We start from the raw sequence: 19575 nt of genomic DNA on the forward strand, positions 1-19575 counted from the left end.
GACGTTAACCGGCCGCCTTCTAGCGTCGGTGCCATGACCACCCGTCCGGCGCACGACTGCCCGGTCGGATCGGCAGAGCGTTCCCTAGGCGTCTTCCAGGAGGGCAGCAACGATGGCACGTGTACATACCTTCGGCGTCGTCGGGCTCGTGCTCGCCGCGGCGGTGACCGCCGGGTGTTCCGGGGCCACCTCCGGCTCCGGATCTAGCTCAAGTTCCAGCTCAAGTTCCGGTGCCGCTACCACCGCTGCTTCCACGGGTGGCTCCAGCAGTGGCTCGGGCAGCAGTCCGGCGCCCACCGAGTCCAATCCGCCCGGCGACATCCCCGACAACCAGGCATTCATCGCCTACCAGCCGTCCGGCGGTGCGTTCACCGCGTTCACGGTGAAGGTGCCCGAGGGCTGGGCCCGTACCAGCCAGGGCAGCACCACGGTCTTCACGGACAAACTCAACCGCGTCCAGATCTCCGCCGCTGCCACCTCGAACGCGCCCACCGTCGGCTCGGTCGCTCATCAGGTCGTGCCCCAACTGCGCGGCCACGTCTCGAAGTTCGCCAGTCCGAAGGTGTCCACGGTGACCCGGAAGGCCGGTACGGCCGTGCTGCTGACGTACCAGGGCGACTCCGCCAATGATCCGGTCACCGGCAAGGTCGTGCGTGACGCGTTCGAGCGGTACGCCTTCTACCGGCAGGGCCACGAGGTGGATCTCACCCTGTCCGGCCCGGTGAATGCCGACAACGTGGACCCGTGGCGCATCGTCAGTGACTCCTTCACCTGGAAGTGAGGGGTGAACACCATGCTGGTCCCACCGTCCGACGAAGCCCTTACCGCGCGGGAGCTGTACCGCTTCTTCCGGGCCGGTGAGGAGGAGACGCTCGCGCTGCGGGGGGTGTCCCTGCGGGTGCGGCGCGGTGAGACGGTCGCCGTGGTCGGGCCGTCCGGAGCCGGCAAATCCACCCTGCTGTCCTGCCTGGCCGGACTCGACGAACCCTCGGGCGGTGAGGTGCGCGTGGACGGCGTACGCATCAGCCACCGACCGGAGACCGAACGGGCCCGGCTGCGCGCCCACCACATCGGCGTCCTGCTGCAGACCAGCAACCTCGTCGCCCACCTCAGCGTGCGCGACAACGTCCGCCTGACGCACAGCGCCGTGCGTGGCCGGCCCTCCGCGTCCGTAGGAGACCTGCTGGCCGAGGTGGGGCTCGCGGGGCGGGCACACGCGCTGCCCCGACAGCTGTCCGGCGGCGAGCTGGCGCGCGCCGGGCTGGCCGTCGCGCTGGCCAACTCCCCGGCCGTCCTGCTGGCGGACGAACCGACCGGCGAACTCGACGGCGGCACCGAGCGCATGATCCTTCAGATGCTGCGCGACCGCGCCGCCCTGGGCTGCGCGGTGCTGATCGTCACCCACAGCGCCGAAGCCGTCCGGATCGCCGACCGGGTGATCGCTCTGGACGACGGCAGGGCCCACGAGACCACCACGTCCCAGGCCCGCACACAACAGCAGGAGGCCCACGATGCCGCCCCGTGATCACGCGATACCGGCCGGCAAGCCCGTGACGTCGTTGGACGAGGTGCTCGTCGACTGCCGCAACGCGGCTCTCACCTTCGGCCGGGGCGCGACCGCCGTGGTGGCGGTGCACGGGGCGAACCTGTGGGTTCGCTCCGCAGACCGGCTCGCCATCGTCGGCCCGTCCGGGTCGGGCAAGTCGTCGCTGCTGCATCTGCTGGCCGGGCTCGAGCAGACCACCAGCGGCACCGTCACCTGGCCCGCCCTGGACGGCCCGGGCGGCATCGGGATCGTCTTCCAGGGCGACAGCCTGATCGCCGCCCTCGACGTGGTCGAGAACACCGCGCTGCCGCTGGTCCTGGCCGGAGTGCCGGACGGCGAGGCGCATCGGTTGGCCGCCGAGGCCCTCGCCCTGGTGGACGCCGCCGATCTGGCCGAGCGGCTACCGGAGGAGATCTCCGGCGGGCAGGCACAGCGCGTCGCCGCCGCTCGCGTCCTGGCCCAGTCCCCTCGGCTGATCCTCGCCGACGAACCCACCGGCCGGCTCGACCACACCACCGGCGGGCACGTCCTGGACGCCCTGCTGACCGCGGCCGACCAGACAGGTGCGGCCCTCGTCGTCACCACCCACGACCCGGCCATCGCCGCGCGACTCACCACCCGACTGGCCATGCGCGGTGGCCGGCTGCTCACCGTGGACGAACCGCAGGAGGCGTCATGAACACCGCTTGGGCCGGCGGGCTGGCCCGCCACCGCGCCGGACGACTCCTGGCCGCCCTGGCCGGCATCGCCCTGGCCGTCGCCCTCGTCGCCGCGCTAGGTTCGTTCCTCACCGTGTCCAAGGCGACCATGACGCAGCGCGCCGTGCGCTCCGTCGCCGTGGACTGGCAGGTCGAGGTGCAGCCCGGCGCCGACCCGCAGGCGATGCTGTCCCTGGTGCGGAAGGCCCCCGGCATCCGCACCGCCGTCCCGGTCGGCTTCGCCCACAGCTCCGCGTTCACGGCCCAGGTCCAGGGCAGCACGCAGACCACCGGCCCCGGCATGGTGCTCGGCCTCCCCGACGGCTATCAGAAGCTGTTCCCCGGCGGGATCCGCCCGCTGACCGGCGGTACCAGCGGCGTGCTGCTGGCCCAGCAGACCGCCTCCAACCTGCATGTCGCCCCCGGCGACACCGTCGGCATCCGGCTTCCCGGAACGGGCGTACGCCAGGTCCGGGTGGCCGGCGTCGTCGACCTGCCGCAGGCCGACTCCCTGTTCCAGAAGGTCGGTGCCCCCACCCAGTCGCAGCCCACCGCGCCGCCCGACAACGTCGTTCTGCTCCCCTCCACCACCTTCACCTCGCTGACTGCCCAGGCGCCCGCCGCAGGCGTTACCACGCAAATCCATGCCGCACGCGACGCCAAGCTGCCCTCCGAGCCCGCCGCCGCGTTCAACACCGCGACCCGCGGTGCCCACAACCTGGAGGCCCGCGCCTCGGGCGCGGCGATCGTCGGGAACAACCTGGGTGCCGCCCTCGACTCCGCCCGCCAAGACGCCCTCTACGCACAGATCCTCTTCCTGTTCCTCGGTGTGCCCGGCGCACTCCTGGCCGCCGCACTGACCGCCGCGGTCGCCGCAGCCGGTGGTGAACGGCGCCGCCAGGAGCAGGCGTTGCTGCGGCTGCGCGGACTGCGGCCGGGCCGGATCGCCACCCTGTCCGGCATCGAGGCCGGGCTGGTGGGGGCCGGCGGCGCCGCCGCCGGACTCGGCATCGCCGCCCTGTTGGGCCGTCTCGCCTTCGGATCGGCCTCGTTCGGGACGAGCGCGGGCACCTGGATCCTCTGGTACGCCCTTGCCTTCGTGCTCGGCGCCGTCGTGGCCGCGGGCGCCGTCCTCGTCCCCGCACTGCGCGACCTGCGCGGCGTGACGGTCGCCGACACACGCAGGGCCGGGCGCCGTACAGGCTCCGTGTGGTGGATGCGCTACGGCGTGGACTTCGCCCTGCTGATCGGTTCCTGGCTCATCTTCCGCGCCTCGTCCGGCAACCAGTACGCCCTCGTCCTCGCCCCGGAGGGCGTGCCCAGCATCTCCGTGTCGTACTGGGCGTTTTTGGGCCCGGCCCTGCTGTGGATCGGCTCCGCGCTGCTGCTGTGGCGGCTCACGCTCCTCGCGCTCACCCACGGCCGCCGCGTCCTGGCCCGGCTCTCGCTCCCGCTCGCCAAGAACCTGGCAGGGACAACGGCCGCCGTCCTCTCCCGCCGCAGGCGGCCGCTGGCCCGCTCGGTGGTGCTGCTGGCACTCGCGGTGTCTTTCGCGATCTCCACGGCGACCTTCAACGCCACGTACAAGCAGCAGGCCGAGGTCGACGCGCGGCTCACCAACGGCGCCGACGTCACCGTGACCGAGCCGCCCGAAGCACGGACGCCGCCCGGCGCCGCCGCTTCCCTCAAGGTCTCCGGCGTACGTCATGTCGAGGCGCTCCAGCACCGATTCGCCTACGTCGGATCCGACCTCCAGGACCTCTACGGCGTACGCCCGGACACGATCACCTCCGCCACCTCCCTCCAGGACGCGTACTTCTCCGGAGGCACCGCCGGCACCCTCATGCGCAAGCTCGCGAAGCAGCCCGACGCGCTGCTGGTCAGCGCGGAGACCGTCACCGACTTCCAGCTCTCACCCGGCGACACGGTCAACCTGCGCATCCAGGACGCTCACACGAAGGCGCTGCGCACCGTGCCCTTCCACTACGTGGGCGTCGCCAAGGAGTTCCCGACCGCGCCGAAGGACAGCTTCTTCGTCGCCAACGCCTCCTACGTCGCCCAGGCCACAGGCAGCGACTCGGTCGGCGCCTTCCTCCTGGACACCGGCGGCACCCACCAAAAGCAGATCGCCGCCCACCTGCGCCGACAGCTCGGCACCAGTGCCACCGTCAGCGACCTCACCCAGACCCGCGGCACCGTCGGCAGCAGCCTGACTGCCGTCGACCTGGCGGGACTGACCCGGATCGAGCTGGCCTTCGCGGTGCTCCTGGCCGCCGGGGCCGGCGGACTGGTCCTCGCGCTCGGCCTCGCCGAACGCCGCCGCACCTTCGCCATCGCCACCGTGCTCGGCGCGACGCGACGGCAACTGCGCGGGATGGTCCTCACCGAGGCGATCCTCCTGACCGCGGGCGGTCTGGCCGGCGGCGCGCTCATCGGCTGGGCCCTCTCCGAGATGCTCGTCAAAGTCCTGACAGGCGTGTTCGACCCTCCGCCCGCCGACCTCGCCGTCCCGGGCGCCTATCTGGCGCTCACCGCGTTCGCCGCGACCGTGGCCGTACTGGCCGCCGCGCTGAATGGGGTACGCCGCGCCGCCCGACCCGCCGTCGAAGAACTCCGGGATCTGTGAATGCCCCGCCCGGCTCTACGCTGCCCAGCATGCGAACGCCCGCCGCACCGGACCGCAGCCGCTATCGCGTCCTCGTCGTCGAGGACGACGACACCATCGGCCGCCATCTGGAAACAGGACTGCGCAGCAACGGCTACACCCCGACGTGGAGCCGGACAGGCACGGGCGCCCTCACCGAGTCCGCGCAGACCCAGTACGACGTGCTGCTCCTGGACCTGGGACTGCCCGACATGGACGGTCTCGACATCGCCCGCACCCTGCGCGCCCGCCTCCCCGACCTGCTGATCATCATCCTCACCGCCCGCACGGACGACATCGACGTCATCGCCGGACTCGACGCCGGAGCCGACGACTACCTGGTCAAACCCTTCAGCCTGACCGTGCTGCTCGCCCGGCTCCGCGCCCATTTGCGCCGCCGGGCCATCGCCGCCCCGCCGCAGCAGCCGATCCGGCTCGGCGACCTCGTCCTCGACGTCACGGCCCGCCGGTGCACACTCCACGACCGTGAAGTCGATCTCCGCCCCAAGGAGTTCGAGCTGCTCGCCGTACTCGCCCGGCACGCCGGAGAGGCCGTGTCCCGCGAGGTGCTGATGGCTGAGGTCTGGGACGAGAACTGGTTCGGCCCCACCAAGACCCTCGACGTCACCATGGCCGGCCTGCGCCGCCGCCTGGCCGACGCTGCCAACGCATCCCCGATCCCTGCGGCGCTACCGCGGATCTCCACCCTGCGCGGGCACGGTTACCGCCTTGAGCCCCACGCGGTGCCGCCCGTCTGAGGCTGACGGCAGCGGCCTGGCCATCGCCCGGAGCGTCACCCACGCCACGGAGACATCGCCATGGAGTCGCAGGGCCCGGCAAGGGTGCGCCGTTCACGGTGCGCATCCCGCTGACGGCATCGGTCAGGCTCAGAGCACGAAACGCCGGGCCAACAGCCCCAGCACCAGCAGGCCGGGCACCAGAGGCAGGCAGCCGGTAACCGGACACCGCCGACACCGCCACGAATCCAGACGCGCCTGCCGCGGTGAGCGCAAGCGCCAGCGCCGCGTCCAGCGAACCCAGCCCGCCAGGGGTGGGCAGTAGCGCCGCCGCTCCACTCGCAACGAGGTACGCCAACAGCACCCGGGCGAAGGGGAAGCGGGACCCCGGAATCGACAGACGCGGGGCATGGGGTGAGGCCAGCAGCAGCACGGCGACCAGGCCGGCGCGCACGATGCCACCGGCAGCGGCCTTGACCGCGAGAGCGGTCGCCGAGCGCGCGGTGCCTGGGTCCGCCTCCGCGCCAAGGGCTGGCCGATTATTGGCAGGGACCGATATACAGGAGTCGGAAGTAGTGCCGGAACAGAACCCGGCTAGCCACTCTGCCGAACTGAGGGTCTGGCGGCACCAGAAGGGCGGCGCTGGTCGGGCTGCTGGGCCTCTACATGGCGTACCGGAGCAGGAACGGAACCTGCCAGGCGATGACGATGTCGGCCGTTTGCCGGGCGGCGCCCCCCGGGGACGCCCAGTGAGGCGCTGCCCGTCCTTGATCAGCCGTCTTGGCCCTGCGGTCCGACGAACTGCATGGAGAGGTGGGCCGGATCGCTCAGCGGCTCAGGCAGACGCCAGCTTCCGGATGCGCGGATGGTTCTCCAACGCCCACCGCACGGTCTTCGGTGGGCGTCCGAGCAGGGTTTCCAGCTGGTCGGTGACGCCGCGGTATCCGCCGCCGCCCATCAGCCGGGTCAGAGTCTTCAGGTGCTCCGCGGTGTGTGGGAGCGCGCCCAGGACGGTGTCGACGTAGGTCTCGTTCCAGGTTTCGACGTCTTCGGGAACGTAAGTGACCTGGCGTCCCAGCGCGGCCGCGTAGTCCTCCGCGAACCCGTGCATGTCCTTCAGCTCCGGGCCGTTGAGGTCATAGGACTTCGAGATGTGCGGAGCCGGGTCCGCCAGGATCTTCACGCACAGCTCCGCCACGTCGTAACCCGCGATGGGCGCGAGCCGGTGGTGGCCGAAGGGCAGGCGCAGTTCACCGTTGGCCAGCGGCTCCAGCGCCAGCCAGGTCATCAGGGGGTTCTCGACGAACATGGCCGCCCGTATGTTGACGGTCGGGAGGCCGGACCAGTCCAGCACCTGCTCGGCGACCCAGTGGGCGCGCTGCTGCGGCGACCAGTTGGCGACGAGTCCGCCGAGCCACGCACGCCGCTCTTCCTCCGGCGCGGTCATCTTCTCGAACGTCATGAACGACTGCTCGTACTCGGAGATGTTGACGAAGACCTCGATGTCGCCCTGGGCCCGTGCCGCGGCGGCCATCAGGCTGACGGCGTCGGTGTAGTACGGCGACAGGCTCATGCTGAAGTAGATGCGGCGGACGCCCTTCAGTGCGGCGCTCACGTCGGCGATGGTGAGCAGGTCACCGACGAAGACCTCGGCCCCGGCCTGGCGGAGCGCGTGCGCACGTTCGTCGTCCTGGCGCACGAACGCGCGCACCGGGTGCCCTTGTTCGAGCAGCATGTCGACCGTCGTTCGGCTCACACCGCCGACTTCGCCGGCGGCACCGGTGATCAGGATGGGGTTGCGCTCTGACATCAATGTGTCCTCTGTCTGGTGGGGGGAGTCAGCTGTTGAGAAAGCCACGAGGCGGGTGCCGCGTAACGTCATCGAGGCGCGGAGCCGTCGATGCGGGTGAGGAAGTCGAGGAGTGCGGCGTTGACCTCGACGGGACGCTCCTGCTGTGTCCAGTGGCCGCAGCCCGGCAGCACCACCGGGCCCTGCAACTGAGGCGCGACAGCGCTCAGCGGGTTGCCCGGGCCGCCCTGGCCACGGAAGATCTCGCTCAGCGAGGGACCCCCGTCCGGGCCGCGCAATGAGGTGACCATGTCGCGGTCTCCCACGACGTACAGCGCGGGGACGTCGATTCCGCGCCCCCGGAACGGCGCGAGCAGTTCGTTGTTGCGTTCGATGTTCCGGTACCAGTTGAAGGCTCCGGTGAACGCCCGCTCGCCGTGCAGGGCGAAGTCCTCGGCGTACGCCTGGATGTCCTCCTCCGTCAGCCAGGCCGGAAGAGCGGGCGATTCCGGCATGATGTCCAGGAGGCCCAGACCGTCGGGTATGACCAACGGGCTTGGTTCCCGGCCGAGCGGATTGTCGCCCGAGGCACCGACCAGGAAGCGGCGGAAGGAGTTCGGGATGTCCTTGGCGAACTCCGCGTCGGCAACTCCCGGCTGCTGGAAGTAGACCTGGTAGAAGCCCTCGCCGTACTGAGTGCGGGTGATCGAGGGCGGGACCATCCCGCCGGGCAGAATGGGCGGAATGCTGAGCCCGGCCACCGCGCGGACCTTGTCCGGCCGCAGCATCGCCGTGGTCCAGGCGACGGGTGCACCCCAGTCATGACCCACGACGACCGCCTGCTCCTCCCCCAGCTCCTCGATCAGGCCGATCACGTCGCCGACGAGGTGGAGCAGGGTGTACGACGCCACGTCCGGCGGCTGCTCGCTACGGGCGTAGCCGCGCTGGTCAGGGGCGACGACCCGGTATCCGGCCGCCGCCAGCGCCCCGAACTGGTGGCGCCAGGAGTACCAGCTCTCCGGCCAGCCGTGCAGCAGCAGGACCAGCGGCCCCTGCCCCTGCTCGGCGATGTGCAGCCTGACCCCGTTCACGTCAACGAAACGGTGAGTGAGCGAACCTTCCACAGCAACCTCCTTGAATGCGTGCTAATGCTTCAGCTGGGCGTACATGTCTTCCAGGTCGGCAGACAGCTGCGACTTGACCCAGCGGGTGATGTCGTCGGCCAGCACCTCGTGCGCTCCCGCCTCGATGCCGTCGAGTGCGGCCACGGCGATGTCGCGGGGGTCGGCCTTGGGCGCGTCGACGCCCGAGGTCATTTCCGTGTCCACGTAGGCCATGTGGAGCCCGGTCACCGCGATGCCGCGCGGCTGCAACTCCAGGCGCAGGGAGTTGGTCTGCGACCACAGGGCGGCCTTGGAGGCGCCGTAGGGCGTGCCGTCCGCCAGCCAGGACAGAGCGGAGTGGGCGTTGAGGATGTGGCCCCCACCGTTGCGCTCGATGACCGGCACGAAGGCCCGGGTGACCAGCAGCGGCCCGTAGAAGTTGGTCTCCAGATCCCGGCGCACGTCCTCCATCGGGGAGTCGAGGTACGAAGCGCGGACGGAGGCGCCGGCGTTGTTGATCAGAATGGTGACGTCCTGGGCCTGCTCGGCGGCCGCCGCCACAGATGCCGGGTCAGTGGCCTCCAGCGCCAGCGGAACGGCATCGGGGTGAGTCACCGTGCGCGGGTCACGGGCCGTGGCGTAGACCTTGCCGGCCCCGCGCGCATAGAGCGCCTCGACCAGCATCTTGCCGATGCCGCGGCTGCCTCCGGTGACGAAGACGCTGGCGCCCTTGATTGCTGTCATGACTACCTCCACGAAGATGAAAACCGATCGGTTTCACTACCGTAAACCGATCGGTTTCGTCATGCAAGTCGGGTTGAGGAAGGTGACTGCGGCGCGCGGTATCGAGGGGGGCCGGGCGGCGCTCAGGCTTCAAGGGCTGGCCAGCCGCGTGTCCATCGGTGAAATCGGTACTCGCCGGGCGCAGGCCGGTGGGGCCGCGAGCCTGCCAGCAGGGATCGACGTGGCCTGGCTGGACCTCAGGTGGGGTTCAGCGGAGTGACGCGAGGAGTGGCGTTCCCGTACGGCTCGGTGTCGCCGACATGCTCGGCCGCGCGTTCCGAGTCGGCGGCCAAGGGCGGTCAACTGCCGGCGGCGCAAGGACAGCCCAGGTACGGCAGGCAGGTTGGCGAGGCTCGCAACGACAGGGAAGGCAGGCCCGACGGCCCCGGCGACCTCTGTGGCGACGCGACCTCGCGACGAAAGACCCAGTCCCCGGGGGCTGGCGCGCGGCCCCATCGGACGGATCGCGCATTCTGCGACTTCCCTCCGATTGCAGGGAAGCAGGGGCTGAGGCCATGGGTGCTCCTCCGGCTGCCGGAGTCGGGCATCAATCCGAAAGAGCGCTTCGGTCGCCGATCCTGCTCGAAGATAGGGCGGATCAGTGCATGTCTGCGGCATCGAGCAGGGTGGTCAGGGTGGGCACGATGAGCCCGGTCAGATTGTCGGCGCCGATCCCCGCTCGGGCGCTGGCGCCGTCGAAGACCAGGATGAGCTGCCGGGCCAGCAGGTCGGGATCGCTTGCCCCACCCCGTTCGGCCTCGGAACGGAAAAAGGCCATCAGGTCCGCTTTGATCTGGTAGGCCACCCGGCTCGCGGGGTGGGCCTGATCCTTGAGCTCGATCTGCACAGCCAGGTACCGGCAGCCTTGGAAGTCGGGCGCACCCGCCTGCGACTCCACCCGCTCGAAGACGTACAGGATCCGCTCGCGGGGGGAACGGCCATCGTCCGCCGGGGGCAGGGCCTTCGCCACGAAGGCAGCGGAACGCTCCTTCAGGCTCGCCGCCAGCAGTTCATCCTTGCTCTCGAACAACTGGTACATGGAGCGCTTCGACACCCCCGCTGCCTTGCACAGCGCCTCGACGCCGATGCCGACGCCGTCGCGGTAGGTGAGCGCGGCCGCGGCCTCCAGCAGCCGCTCCCGGGGACTTTGCTTCACTTCGGTAGTCATACCGCGAGGTTAACTCGAATCGGACGAAAAAGAAACCGATCGGTTTCCGTGGAGTGTCGGGGGACACTCCCGCCGCCGGTCGGACGCGTACAGGCCGCTCAGAGGCTCGGCGACGGTCTTGGGGGAGAGACCGTCGCCGAGCCCTGATGGTGCACGCGCCTCTCGTCCCCACGGGGTGACGCACACCGGGGCCACTCCGAGTGATGGCCCCGTCCTGGGTGAGCCGCGTTCCGCTACGCCGGGGCAGCGGTCTTCGCGGGCTCCGTCTCGGCGGGGATGCGGTGCAGCCCCTTGCGGTCGTACCAGCCCGTCATGCCGAAGCCGAAGAGGGCGGCTGCCGTGAGGCCGACGGCCATCATGACCCAGCCCCGGGTCAGGCCGGCGTCGGCCTGGGCGTCGTAGTAGAGGATCGAGCGGATGCCGCCGGTGATCTGCCGCAGCGGTTCGAACTCCGCCAGGAAGCGGTAGAAGCCGGGCAGCGCCTGAAGCGGCGTGGTGGCGCCGGCCGTCGGCACCGCCATCCCGATGAAGACCAGCGTGACCACCAGCATGCCGGGCGTGCCGAAGACGGCAAGGAGGGTGAGCGCACCGATCCCGGAGACCGCGATGGCGCACACCGAGAACAGCCACAGCAGCGGTAGGTGGGCGGCGTCCATGCCCATGAGGCCGATCGCGCCCACCATGACCAAGGTTCCCATCAGCAAGGACAGCCCGGCCATGAGAGTGCTGCTGATGGCGAGGGTCTGCACCCGGGTCGCCCGGATCAGCGGGCGGTGCAGGCGCAGTGGGCCCATGTCGTTGTGGGTGTAGCCCAGAGCGTGGTCGACCTGGCCGCTGATGACGTTGGCGGAAAGCATGCCGACGACCACCAGGACCAGCGCGTAGTAGAACGCCGTCAGGCCCAGACCGCTGTGCGAGTCGAGCGGATGGCCGTCCTCGACGGCGACGGCGGCCGGGTCGGCCAGCAGGACGCGTGCCGCGGCGGGTAGCTTCGCCTGTCCGGTCCCGCCTTGGGGCGTGAGCTCCTTGCCCACCTGGAGCGAGGCGTTTTCGGCCGCCTGTGTCGTCGCAGTCCGGGCCAGGCTGGATCCCACGCTGCCGGCGGACTGGTTGGTCAGCACCGTCAGCGTCGGACGGGTCGGGACCCCGGTAGTCGCGGCACCGGTGAGTGCGGTGGTGGCGGAGGTGAAGTCGGCGGGGACGACGAGCGCGCCGTACAGCTTGCCCTTGCCGAGTTCCTCCTTCATCTCCTTCTCGTCCATCACCTTCCAGTCGATCTTGCCCCCGCTCGCGGTGGACTTCTTGATCGACTCGGTGATCCGAGCCCCCAGGTTGACCTGCTCGCCGCCGACAGCGGCCCCCTTGTCGGCGTTGACCAGGCCGACGGGCAGATTCTTCATGTGATCGACGGGATCGATGTTGGCCCCGACGTAGAACACGGTGAACAGCAGCGCGAGGACGCCCGTGATGACGCCGTTGGCGATCCACAGGGGTTTGGCACGCAGGACGCGGAACGGGTGAATCCCACTCATGACTTACTCCGGTCTCGGACAACACGCTCATATCCGGAGAAGGGCGGACAGCTTCATTGCGGTCCGGTGACCCTCGGAACGCTCAACCTCGGCGCACACGGCCGTCGACGCGGAACCGGGGATACAGCACCCCGCCGGGACTCCGGCTGATGAAACCGGTCGGTTTCAAGTCCATCGTAAACCGATCAGTTTACAAACTCCAAGTCCAGGCGTCGCGACGGCAGCGAGGACCGAAGAGCCTCGGGTGAAGGCGCTTCGGCCTCTCGGGAGGGTTCAGCCCGTGGCGACGGGGACCCGCTCGCCGGCGGTGTCGTCGGCCGGCATGTCGGTCTCCTTGATGCCGAACCGGTCGTAGAAGCGGGCGAGTGGGCCCGGAGCCCACCAGGCCGCTCTGCCCAACAGCCTCATGACGGCCGTTCCCAGCAGGATGCGCACCACCAGCACGTCCACCAGGACCGCGAACACCATGCCGACACCGAAGAGCTTGATGGTCAGCACATCGCTCATCCCGATCGCCGCGAGCGGCACGCACATCAGCAGCGCCGCGCTCACGACCAGGCGGCCGATGGACTGCAGCCCGCTCGCCACGGCTTCCGTGCTGTCACCTGACTTGTCGTACTGCTCCCGCATCCGGGACACCAGGAACACCTCGTAGTCCATGGAGAGTCCGAAGATCAGCGCGAAAAGCATGATCGGCATGTTGGGCTCGATGTTGCCCGTCGGATCGAAGCCGAGCAGGTTGTGCAGATGGCCGTCCTGGAAGATCCAGACCAGGACGCCGAAGGTCGCGGTCAGCGACAGCATGTTCATCGCGATGGCCTTCAGCGGCAGCAGCACTGAGCCGAACGCGAGGAACAGCAGGAGGTACGTCATCACCGCGATGTAGAGCAGCATCCACGGCAGGGTCTCGCCCAGTGCGTCCAGGGTGTCGTCGTAGACCGCCGACTCGCCGCCGAAGTACGCGCGGGCGCCCGGCGGTTCGGGGACGTCCTTGAGCCGGTTCACCAGGTCGCGCGCGTGGGGCGAGATGGGATTGCCGTCGTAGGTGACCGACACCCGGGCCGTGGTGCCCTCGACTCCGGTGATCCGGGCGCTCGTGGCGCCCTCGGTGGCGCCGAGCCGCTCGGCGTACGCCTTCAGCGCCGCGCCCTGGTCCTTCGAGGTGCCGTCGGACTTCAGCACGAGCAGGGAGTCGATGGACTTCACCGCGTCGCCGTCGAAGTCGTGCTCCATGGCGTCGAAGACCTGGCGGCCCTCGGAACTGCTCCGCAGTTGCTGCGCGTTGATGGAACCGAACTCGATCTTCGAGAACGGCAGGGCGAGCGTCAGCAGCAGGCCCGCCGCGCCCACCACCACAACCCGCCGCCGCCGCATCAGGCCGTGCCCGAACCGGTACCAGGCACCCTCCCCTGCCGCCGTCGGCCGCCCTGCCTTCTTGCGGCGCAGCGGGAAGGCGTTGACCTTCGGTCCCATGACGGCGAGCAGGGCGGGCAGCGCGACCAGTGAGAAGAGCACCGCCAGCAGGACCGCGGCCACACCGCCGTACGACATCGACTTCAGGAACGTCGACGGGAAGAGGGTCAGGCCGGCCAGCGCCGCCGCGACCGTGGTGCCGGAGACCATCACGGTGCGCCCGGCCGTGGCGAGGGTGCGCCCGATCGCCGCTTCGCCGGTGTAGCCGGCCGCCAGTTCCTCGCGGTAGCGGCTGACGATCAGCAGGCCGTAGTCGATGGCGACCGCGAGACCCAGGATGGTGACCAGGCTCATGGAGAACACGGACACGTCGGTGATGTTGGCGATGGTCCGCAGGACGGCCATCGAACCGAGGATGGAGAGCACGCCGACGAGCAGCGGGAGGAAGGCCGCGGTGAGACCGCCGAACACGACCAGCAGGAGCAGGAAGAGCACGGGGGCCGAGATGATTTCCGCGATTCTCAGGTCGTGTTCGATCTTCTCACTGGCCTGGTGGCCGGTGGGCACCGTTCCGCCCTGCAGCGTCTGAAGGCCGGGTGCCGGGATCTTGTCCTTGACCGCCTCGTACGCGTCCTCCTTGGCCTTCTCGCTGCTGCCGTGGAGGTTCAGGGCAACGTAGGTGGCGTGCCGGTCGTGGCTGACCTGCGTCGGCATCCTGGTCGTCCAGAAGTCCAGGTAGCCGGTCACCTCCGACTTCGGCAGGGACGCCAACTGCTGGACGACCGCCTGCTGAAAGGACGGGTCGTCGACGGTGCGGTCCTCGTCCCGGTAGACGATCACCGCGTCGGGTGTCCGCTGCGGGAACGCCTTCTCGGCGATCTTGGCAGCGCGCACGCTGTCCGAGCCGGGGTCCTGGAAGCCGAGCGGTGTCAGCGAGCCGAAGACTCCGGCACCGTAGGCCCCGGACAGGACGGCGAACAGCAGGGTCAGTATCAGCACCGGCTTTCGCCTGCGGTACAGCAGACGCCCAAACCCCTCAAACATGACTTCTCCTAGATCGTTAGCCGGCGCCGGGCAGGACCGTCCGAAAGTCGGCGCCAAACGAACCGTAACAGTGTTTTTATTGCTCGACGCAACGCGGTTGCACACCTCTCATCCGGAGAGGGGTCGAGCGACCCTGCCCTGAACTGCCGATATGCAAGAGGATCTCGTTCGGAAGTGGCGGGTCCTGACGTGGGGCGCAGCGGACGACAGCAAGCCAAGGCGATACCGAGAAGCATTCGTAACGGCGTTGCAATACGATGGCGCCATGGCCAGGCTCAAGACACATGACGAAGCACTCCGGCTCCGGCTCCTGCACCGCGCGGCCGCCACGGTCTTCGACCGCGGCACGGCCGCGCTGAGCCTGCGACAGCTCGCTGCGGACGTGAAGACCTCGACCACGGCGGTCTACTCACTGTTCGGCAACAAGGCGGGTCTGCTCAGGAGCCTGTACGAGGAGGCCGCGCGGCTCTTCGCCGCACGCCTGGCAGCCATCCGTCCCACGGACGACCCGGCCGGCGACGTGATCCGACTTGGGCTCGTCTATCGCGAATACGCCATCGCCAACCCGCATCTCTACGCGATCCTCTTCTCCGACCGCAGCGTTCAGTGCCCGTCCGAGTCGGAGCCGGAGAGGCCGCGTGAGGCCATCGAGACCTACCGGCCCCTCGTCGACGCCGTGCGGCGCGGACAGCAGGCAGGGCAGTTCGGTTCGGAGTCCGACCCGGAGGTCATCGCGCTGTCGGTCTGGGGAACGGCCCATGGCCTGGTGTCCCTGGTGCTGTCGGGGAACGAGCCGCCCGGGCTCGCGGTCGCCGACTGCTATGAGCGGGCCCTGGGGGTATTGGTAGCGGGGTGGCGAGTGAGCGAGGGGGAGGTTCAGGGGTTCGCGGACGTGCCGTGAGCCCGGAGCCGGTACCGCTCCGAGCCTGAACGTACGGTTCAGCGCGACTCTTTCGGGTCGCGTCCCTCGAGGTGGGACCTACGACCAGAACGGCTTCTCCGGCCACCCCGATCACATCCAGGCGAACCGGATCACGATGGCAGCGCTCTGTCGCTGACCGGGATGACGTCGAAGGTGTACTGGACGACGGCGCCGCGCTCGATGATGAAGAAGTTCGGGCAGATCATGCGCGATTTGGGCGCGGACCGGGAGGAGCCGGGTCCGTCCGAGGCCGGAGAGGGGCCCGAAACCGGCCTGCCCGACCAGGAAATCACCACGTGGGTGGACACCACTGAGTTCGGCAGCCAGAAGTTCGACGCGCTGGCCGCGCACGCCAGCCAGGGTCAGAACATCTTCTTCCTGCGGAGGAGCAAGGAGAGGTTCACTCAGCTCATGAGCGTGGAGACGTCCGTCCGGGTCCTCGACACCACCGGCGCGCCCCCGCCCGAGAACGACCTCTTCGCCGGCCTGCGCTGAGCTCCAGTCACCGACCGTCCTTCGGACACACGGAGAACCGCAGCCTGCACACGCCGCACCCCGAGCGACGTTGTCGGAGCCTTCTTCAAGGCGGACGACGCGCGTGCTGTCCTCGTTGAAGGCCAGGCCCCTCGGCGCCGGCCACACCGCGAGCTGCTGCTTGACCTGTCGGGCCCGTCCGCACAAAGCCATCAGATGGTCGGCATAACGGATCGCCACCGGGTGCCCGGCTCAAACCTACCGGCCTGCCTCATCCCATCAGGAAGGTATGGGCCCCCGGCTGCTTCATCCAGCCCATGCGGGGCGACGTTCAACAGCGTCGAGCTGACACCCCGCCTTGTGGAGCCCTCTCCTCCGACCAGGCGGCCGCCTGACGCGGGCCGGAGAGGTCACACGAGCCTGACCGGCCCGGCGTCGATCGGCAGGCGGACCAGGAGATAGGGCTTGCGGCGCAGGTCCTTGCCCTCGTGGAAGGGCGAGAGCCGGTTGAGCTGGTTGGCGATGGCGTACAGGTGCCGGTCCGAGGCGACGGACAGGGTGTCGACCCAGAGCAGATCGCGTCCCTGGGCGAGGGTCCGGTAGGTGCCGTTCGGGCTCCTGCGCCAGATCGCGTTGTGTTCGAGGTCGCCGCCGTAGAGCCGTCCCTTGTCGTCGCTCTCCAGGCCGTCGGCCATCGGCTTGAACCCCAGGTCCTCGACCGTCGCCGCCACCTCGGCGTCCGTGGCGTCCGGGTTGGCGAGGGCGTCGGTGGACACGCTGTGCAGCCGGCGGCTGGACAGCGGGCAGTAGTAGAGGCGCGTGCCGTCGGCGCTGAGAGCGATGCCGTCGGAGCCGGTCTCGTAGTACGTGGGCTCGCCGCCCGCGGGGCGGACCATGAAGGGCTCACCATCGATGACCGGAAGGAACCGCTCGTCCGGGAGTGCCGAGGGGTGCCCGGTCAGTCGCCGCCAGGAGCGGCCCGTGGCGAGGTCGACCACGACAATGCCGTTGGAGCCGCCCGAGTCGGTGATGAACGCCGTGCCTTCGGCGCCGCGCCGCAGGTCGAAGCGCACGTCGTTGAGGTAGCTGTTCGCCGGCACCACCTCGGGCGGGAAGAGGATCTTCCGTACGATCCGGTCCGTGCGCAGGTCGACCGCCACGAGCTTGGGACCGCCGTAGGAGGACCCGGCGAACCCCGGGCTTCCGGTGTCGAGAATCCACAGCCGGTCGGCCCCATCGACGACGACGCTCTGCACCGACTGGAAGTGCCCGGCCAGGTCTGAGGCGTCCTGACGGTTCACCTCGGCGTCGGGGTAGGCCACCGGCTTCCCGCCGCGCAGTTCGGCGACGGTGAACGGAACGTCGTCGCCCCAGCGGGGAAAGTTGACGAAGATCCGGCCTCGGCGCGAGACGGTGACACCCGTCGGCATCGCACCCCAGAAGCGGGCAACGACCGCGTAGTGAACGGCTGTTGAACCGGAGGGGGAGGAGGAGTAGGCGTAGGCGTAGGCGGGCCCGGCGAGTTGGGTGGCGGCCAGCGAAGCGGTGGTCGCCGCAAGGAACGTACGTCGGTTCATCGAAGCGTCTCCTGGAGGTCAACTTGCTGGAAGGCGCGGCGAGTTGCCGCATCACCTCGGCGCGTGGGGGAATTGGCCGGACGTCTGCCGTGGCCGGTGGAGGACGGTGCCTCCAGCAGCCGCTCTCGGGGAGTCGGCTTCGCCCGCCTGGTCAGGGCGAGCCGGAGTCCACCTGGACGGCAGGTACCTCGTACGTTCCTGCGACCTGAAGTCGTCCGCCGAGGACATCGCCTGCGGCTGCCGCCAACTCCTGGAAGGGGAACGGGGTCAAACGGCCGGTGGATCTGGTGCTCTCAGGGCTGCCGGGCTGCCGGGCGGGTCTTCGCGACCATGCTGCGGTCCCCCGAGGAGACCATCGCGTGAATGGGTACGGTGCTGACGCTCATGAGCGTCGCAAGGCCCCGGCGGCCCTGCTGGCGGGCGAGCGCCGGACCCATGAGGTGCATCAGGGCGGTGAGGGCCGGCATCGGACGCCCGAAGAGCGTGATTTCCGTGATGCGTGCTTGGTTGTCGAGCCGCAGCATCTGCACCTCCTCGAACGACTGGGAACCCACCCGCGCCCGGTAGACCAGGGCGTAGGTGTCGCCCTCGCCGGTCTGGGTGTGGTAATGGACGTCCTTGACCGCCGCGAACGCCGAGGTCAGGAAGTCACGCAGCTGGTCAGATCCCTCGAAGCGGAACTGGTCGGTGAGAGGCGAGCTGAGCACGACGTCCGGGCTCAGGCACGCGACCGCGGCGTCGACATCACCGCGTTCCTCGGCGGAGCGCCAGCGCGCGATGGTAGTAGCGGCGGAGTCCAGGGTCTCGGACACGGGTCTCTCCCGGTATCAACGGCACGAACGGGTTTGTGGGTCGCGGGATGCGCGGGTGGCAGATGTCAGCCGGTGAGCTTGTTCATGCTGCGGATCTGCTTGTCCAGGACCCAGGCGGGAACGAAGCGGAGCATGCGCGCGCGTCCGGCCATCGGGCCAGCGGCGTAGCGCAGTTTCGGCTTGGTGTCGGTGGCTGCCGTGACGATCGCCTTGGCGACCACGGCGGGGTCGTCGCCGGCCTTGATCGCCTCCGTCATCAGGCGGTCGAAGACGTGCCGCTGGTCGGCGTAGGTCTGCAGGGGGCTGTCGGGCTTGGCGCTGTTGGCCTCGAATCCGGTGTTGGTGTAGGCGGGTTCGACCAGGAGCGAGCGAACCCCGTACTGGCGGACCTCGTGGTCCAGGGACTGCGAGTAGCCCTCGATCGCGTGCTTGGACGCGCCGTAGACGGCCATGTAGGGAGCGGGGATGAAGCCCTGCACGGACGAGAGGTTGATGATGCGTCCGCGCCCCCGGGCACGCATGTGCGGCAGGACCTCCTTGACCATGCGCATGACCCCGAAGACGTTGATGTCGAAGACGCCCTGGGCCTGCGCGAGTGAGGTTTCCTCGACCGCGCCGATCGAGCCGACGCCGGCGTTGTTGACCAGGACGTCGATCCGCCCGAACCGCTCGATCACCTGCTGGACCACGGCGGTGACCAACTTGTCACTGACCACGTCGAGGTCGAAGAACGTCACACCCTGGAGCGGGGTGACGCGTGAGGTGTCGCGGCCCGTGCCGGCCACCTCGAAACCCGCCGCGACCAGCGCGAGCGCGGTCTGCTTGCCGATACCGGAGGACGCACCCGTCACCAGGGCCACCGGCCGATTTGTCGTCATCATGCACTCCCGAAGCCATCTGGGAAACCGGCCGGTTTCCCCTTGACCTCACTGTAAACCGATCGGTTTCCACTGCGCAAGCTCAAGCACGGAACTGATCCCGGGCCGCGTCGCCGGCCGGCTTCAAGTCGAGCTGACCGACGCCCGCCGGCATGGCGGCGCGCGCCGGATGAGCAGGCGGGAGAGACGCGACAGCACCATCAGCGCGCTGCGATCGCGAGTTCGGGCCCAAGGGCTGCTACGGCATTTCCGCCGAGGCGATTGCCAGGCAGGCCGGTGCCACGCAGCCGTACCTCTTCCGACTCTTCCCGGGCGAGAAGGCGACCGCCGCCACCTTGACGCGGAGCACGGAAGAACGCCCTCCTGGCGTTCGACAGATGGCCAAGGACGGGCGGCACGAGCGGGCCTCACATGCCATGAGCAGCTCAATGGGGATCGGATACGTGCGGCTGGTC

Annotated in this window: 16 protein-coding genes and 2 pseudogenes; 8 read left to right on the forward strand and 10 right to left on the reverse strand. The window is 69.5% G+C overall.

Features of this window, described 5'->3' with window-relative positions:
- The first annotated feature begins 112 nt into the window (after positions 1–112).
- From GTY58_RS00690 to GTY58_RS00710, 5 genes are read left to right on the forward strand one after another with little or no spacing between them, the layout of a single operon-like run.
- On the forward strand, positions 113–781 hold the full coding sequence (locus GTY58_RS00690; protein WP_010981571.1) for a hypothetical protein: 669 nt from the start codon (positions 113–115) through the stop codon (positions 779–781).
- 12 nt (positions 782–793) lie between these two features.
- Positions 794–1525 carry an ABC transporter ATP-binding protein gene (locus GTY58_RS00695; RefSeq protein ID WP_037651098.1) on the forward strand — a complete coding sequence of 244 codons (732 nt, stop codon included), beginning with the start codon at positions 794–796 and terminating at the stop codon, positions 1523–1525.
- On the forward strand, positions 1512–2225 hold the full coding sequence (locus GTY58_RS00700) for an ATP-binding cassette domain-containing protein (protein ID WP_010981573.1): 714 nt from the start codon (positions 1512–1514) through the stop codon (positions 2223–2225). The genes GTY58_RS00695 and GTY58_RS00700 overlap by 14 nt, the downstream gene beginning before the upstream one ends.
- Complete coding sequence (locus GTY58_RS00705; protein WP_010981574.1) at positions 2222–4870, forward strand: ABC transporter permease; 2649 nt, start codon at positions 2222–2224, stop codon at positions 4868–4870. Before GTY58_RS00700 ends, GTY58_RS00705 begins: the two co-directional genes overlap by 4 nt.
- A 29-nt stretch (positions 4871–4899) precedes the next feature.
- Positions 4900–5646, forward strand: coding sequence for a response regulator transcription factor (locus tag GTY58_RS00710; RefSeq protein WP_037651040.1), 747 nt, complete (start codon positions 4900–4902; stop codon positions 5644–5646).
- Positions 5647–5775: 129 nt separating this feature from the next.
- Here the strand turns inward: GTY58_RS00710 and GTY58_RS40040 are convergent.
- The 4 genes and pseudogenes from GTY58_RS40040 to GTY58_RS00725 form a co-directional block, all read right to left on the reverse strand.
- Positions 5776–5992: pseudogene (locus GTY58_RS40040) on the reverse strand (TIGR00374 family protein); the annotation flags it as partial.
- 468 nt (positions 5993–6460) lie between these two features.
- Positions 6461–7435 carry an NAD(P)H-binding protein gene (locus GTY58_RS00715; protein ID WP_010981576.1) on the reverse strand — a complete coding sequence of 325 codons (975 nt, stop codon included), beginning with the start codon at positions 7433–7435 and terminating at the stop codon, positions 6461–6463.
- Between the two features lie 68 nt (positions 7436–7503).
- Complete coding sequence (locus tag GTY58_RS00720; RefSeq protein WP_197586336.1) at positions 7504–8505, reverse strand: alpha/beta hydrolase; 1002 nt, start codon at positions 8503–8505, stop codon at positions 7504–7506.
- Between the two features lie 54 nt (positions 8506–8559).
- A complete protein-coding gene (locus GTY58_RS00725) occupies positions 8560–9261 on the reverse strand; it encodes an SDR family oxidoreductase (protein WP_010981578.1) in 702 nt (233 codons plus the stop codon).
- Here GTY58_RS00725 and GTY58_RS00730 point away from each other — a divergent pair.
- Complete coding sequence (locus GTY58_RS00730; protein WP_037651038.1) at positions 9260–9520, forward strand: hypothetical protein; 261 nt, start codon at positions 9260–9262, stop codon at positions 9518–9520. The two genes, GTY58_RS00725 and GTY58_RS00730, sit on opposite strands and share 2 nt — an antisense overlap.
- Before the next feature lie 378 nt (positions 9521–9898).
- On the opposite strand, the gene GTY58_RS00735 is transcribed toward GTY58_RS00730, so the two are convergent.
- The 3 genes from GTY58_RS00735 to GTY58_RS00745 form a co-directional block, all read right to left on the reverse strand.
- The gene (locus GTY58_RS00735; RefSeq protein ID WP_010981579.1) at positions 9899–10468 is read right to left on the reverse strand and encodes a TetR/AcrR family transcriptional regulator; all 570 of its coding nucleotides are present in this window, start codon (positions 10466–10468) and stop codon (positions 9899–9901) included.
- Between the two features lie 233 nt (positions 10469–10701).
- Positions 10702–12000 (reverse strand): SNG1 family protein, encoded by a 1299-nt coding sequence (locus GTY58_RS00740; RefSeq protein ID WP_010981580.1) that lies wholly within the window; start codon positions 11998–12000, stop codon positions 10702–10704.
- 273 nt (positions 12001–12273) lie between these two features.
- A complete protein-coding gene (locus tag GTY58_RS00745) occupies positions 12274–14457 on the reverse strand; it encodes an MMPL family transporter (RefSeq protein WP_010981581.1) in 2184 nt (727 codons plus the stop codon).
- Positions 14458–14722: 265 nt separating this feature from the next.
- On the opposite strand from GTY58_RS00745, the gene GTY58_RS00750 reads away from it, so the two are divergent.
- Together GTY58_RS00750 and GTY58_RS00755 are read left to right on the forward strand one after the other, a co-directional pair.
- Positions 14723–15358: a TetR/AcrR family transcriptional regulator gene (locus GTY58_RS00750; RefSeq protein WP_037651035.1), complete on the forward strand. Its 636-nt coding sequence runs from the start codon at positions 14723–14725 to the stop codon at positions 15356–15358.
- A gap of 76 nt (positions 15359–15434) precedes the next feature.
- Positions 15435–15874 (forward strand): annotated as a pseudogene (locus tag GTY58_RS00755) (GlcNAc-PI de-N-acetylase); the annotation flags it as partial.
- A 389-nt stretch (positions 15875–16263) separates the two neighbouring features.
- Here the strand turns inward: GTY58_RS00755 and GTY58_RS00760 are convergent.
- From GTY58_RS00760 to GTY58_RS00770, 3 genes are all read right to left on the reverse strand, one after another.
- Positions 16264–17430, reverse strand: coding sequence for an L-dopachrome tautomerase-related protein (locus GTY58_RS00760; protein WP_010981584.1), 1167 nt, complete (start codon positions 17428–17430; stop codon positions 16264–16266).
- Positions 17431–17723: 293 nt separating this feature from the next.
- Positions 17724–18242 (reverse strand): nuclear transport factor 2 family protein, encoded by a 519-nt coding sequence (locus GTY58_RS00765; protein WP_010981585.1) that lies wholly within the window; start codon positions 18240–18242, stop codon positions 17724–17726.
- A gap of 65 nt (positions 18243–18307) precedes the next feature.
- The gene (locus GTY58_RS00770) at positions 18308–19123 is read right to left on the reverse strand and encodes an oxidoreductase (protein ID WP_037651033.1); all 816 of its coding nucleotides are present in this window, start codon (positions 19121–19123) and stop codon (positions 18308–18310) included.
- Positions 19124–19575: the final 452 nt, after the last annotated feature.

The organism is Streptomyces sp. SID5469 (genome assembly GCF_009862865.1).
In the GTDB taxonomy this organism is placed as follows: Bacteria; Actinomycetota; Actinomycetes; order Streptomycetales; family Streptomycetaceae; genus Streptomyces; species Streptomyces avermitilis.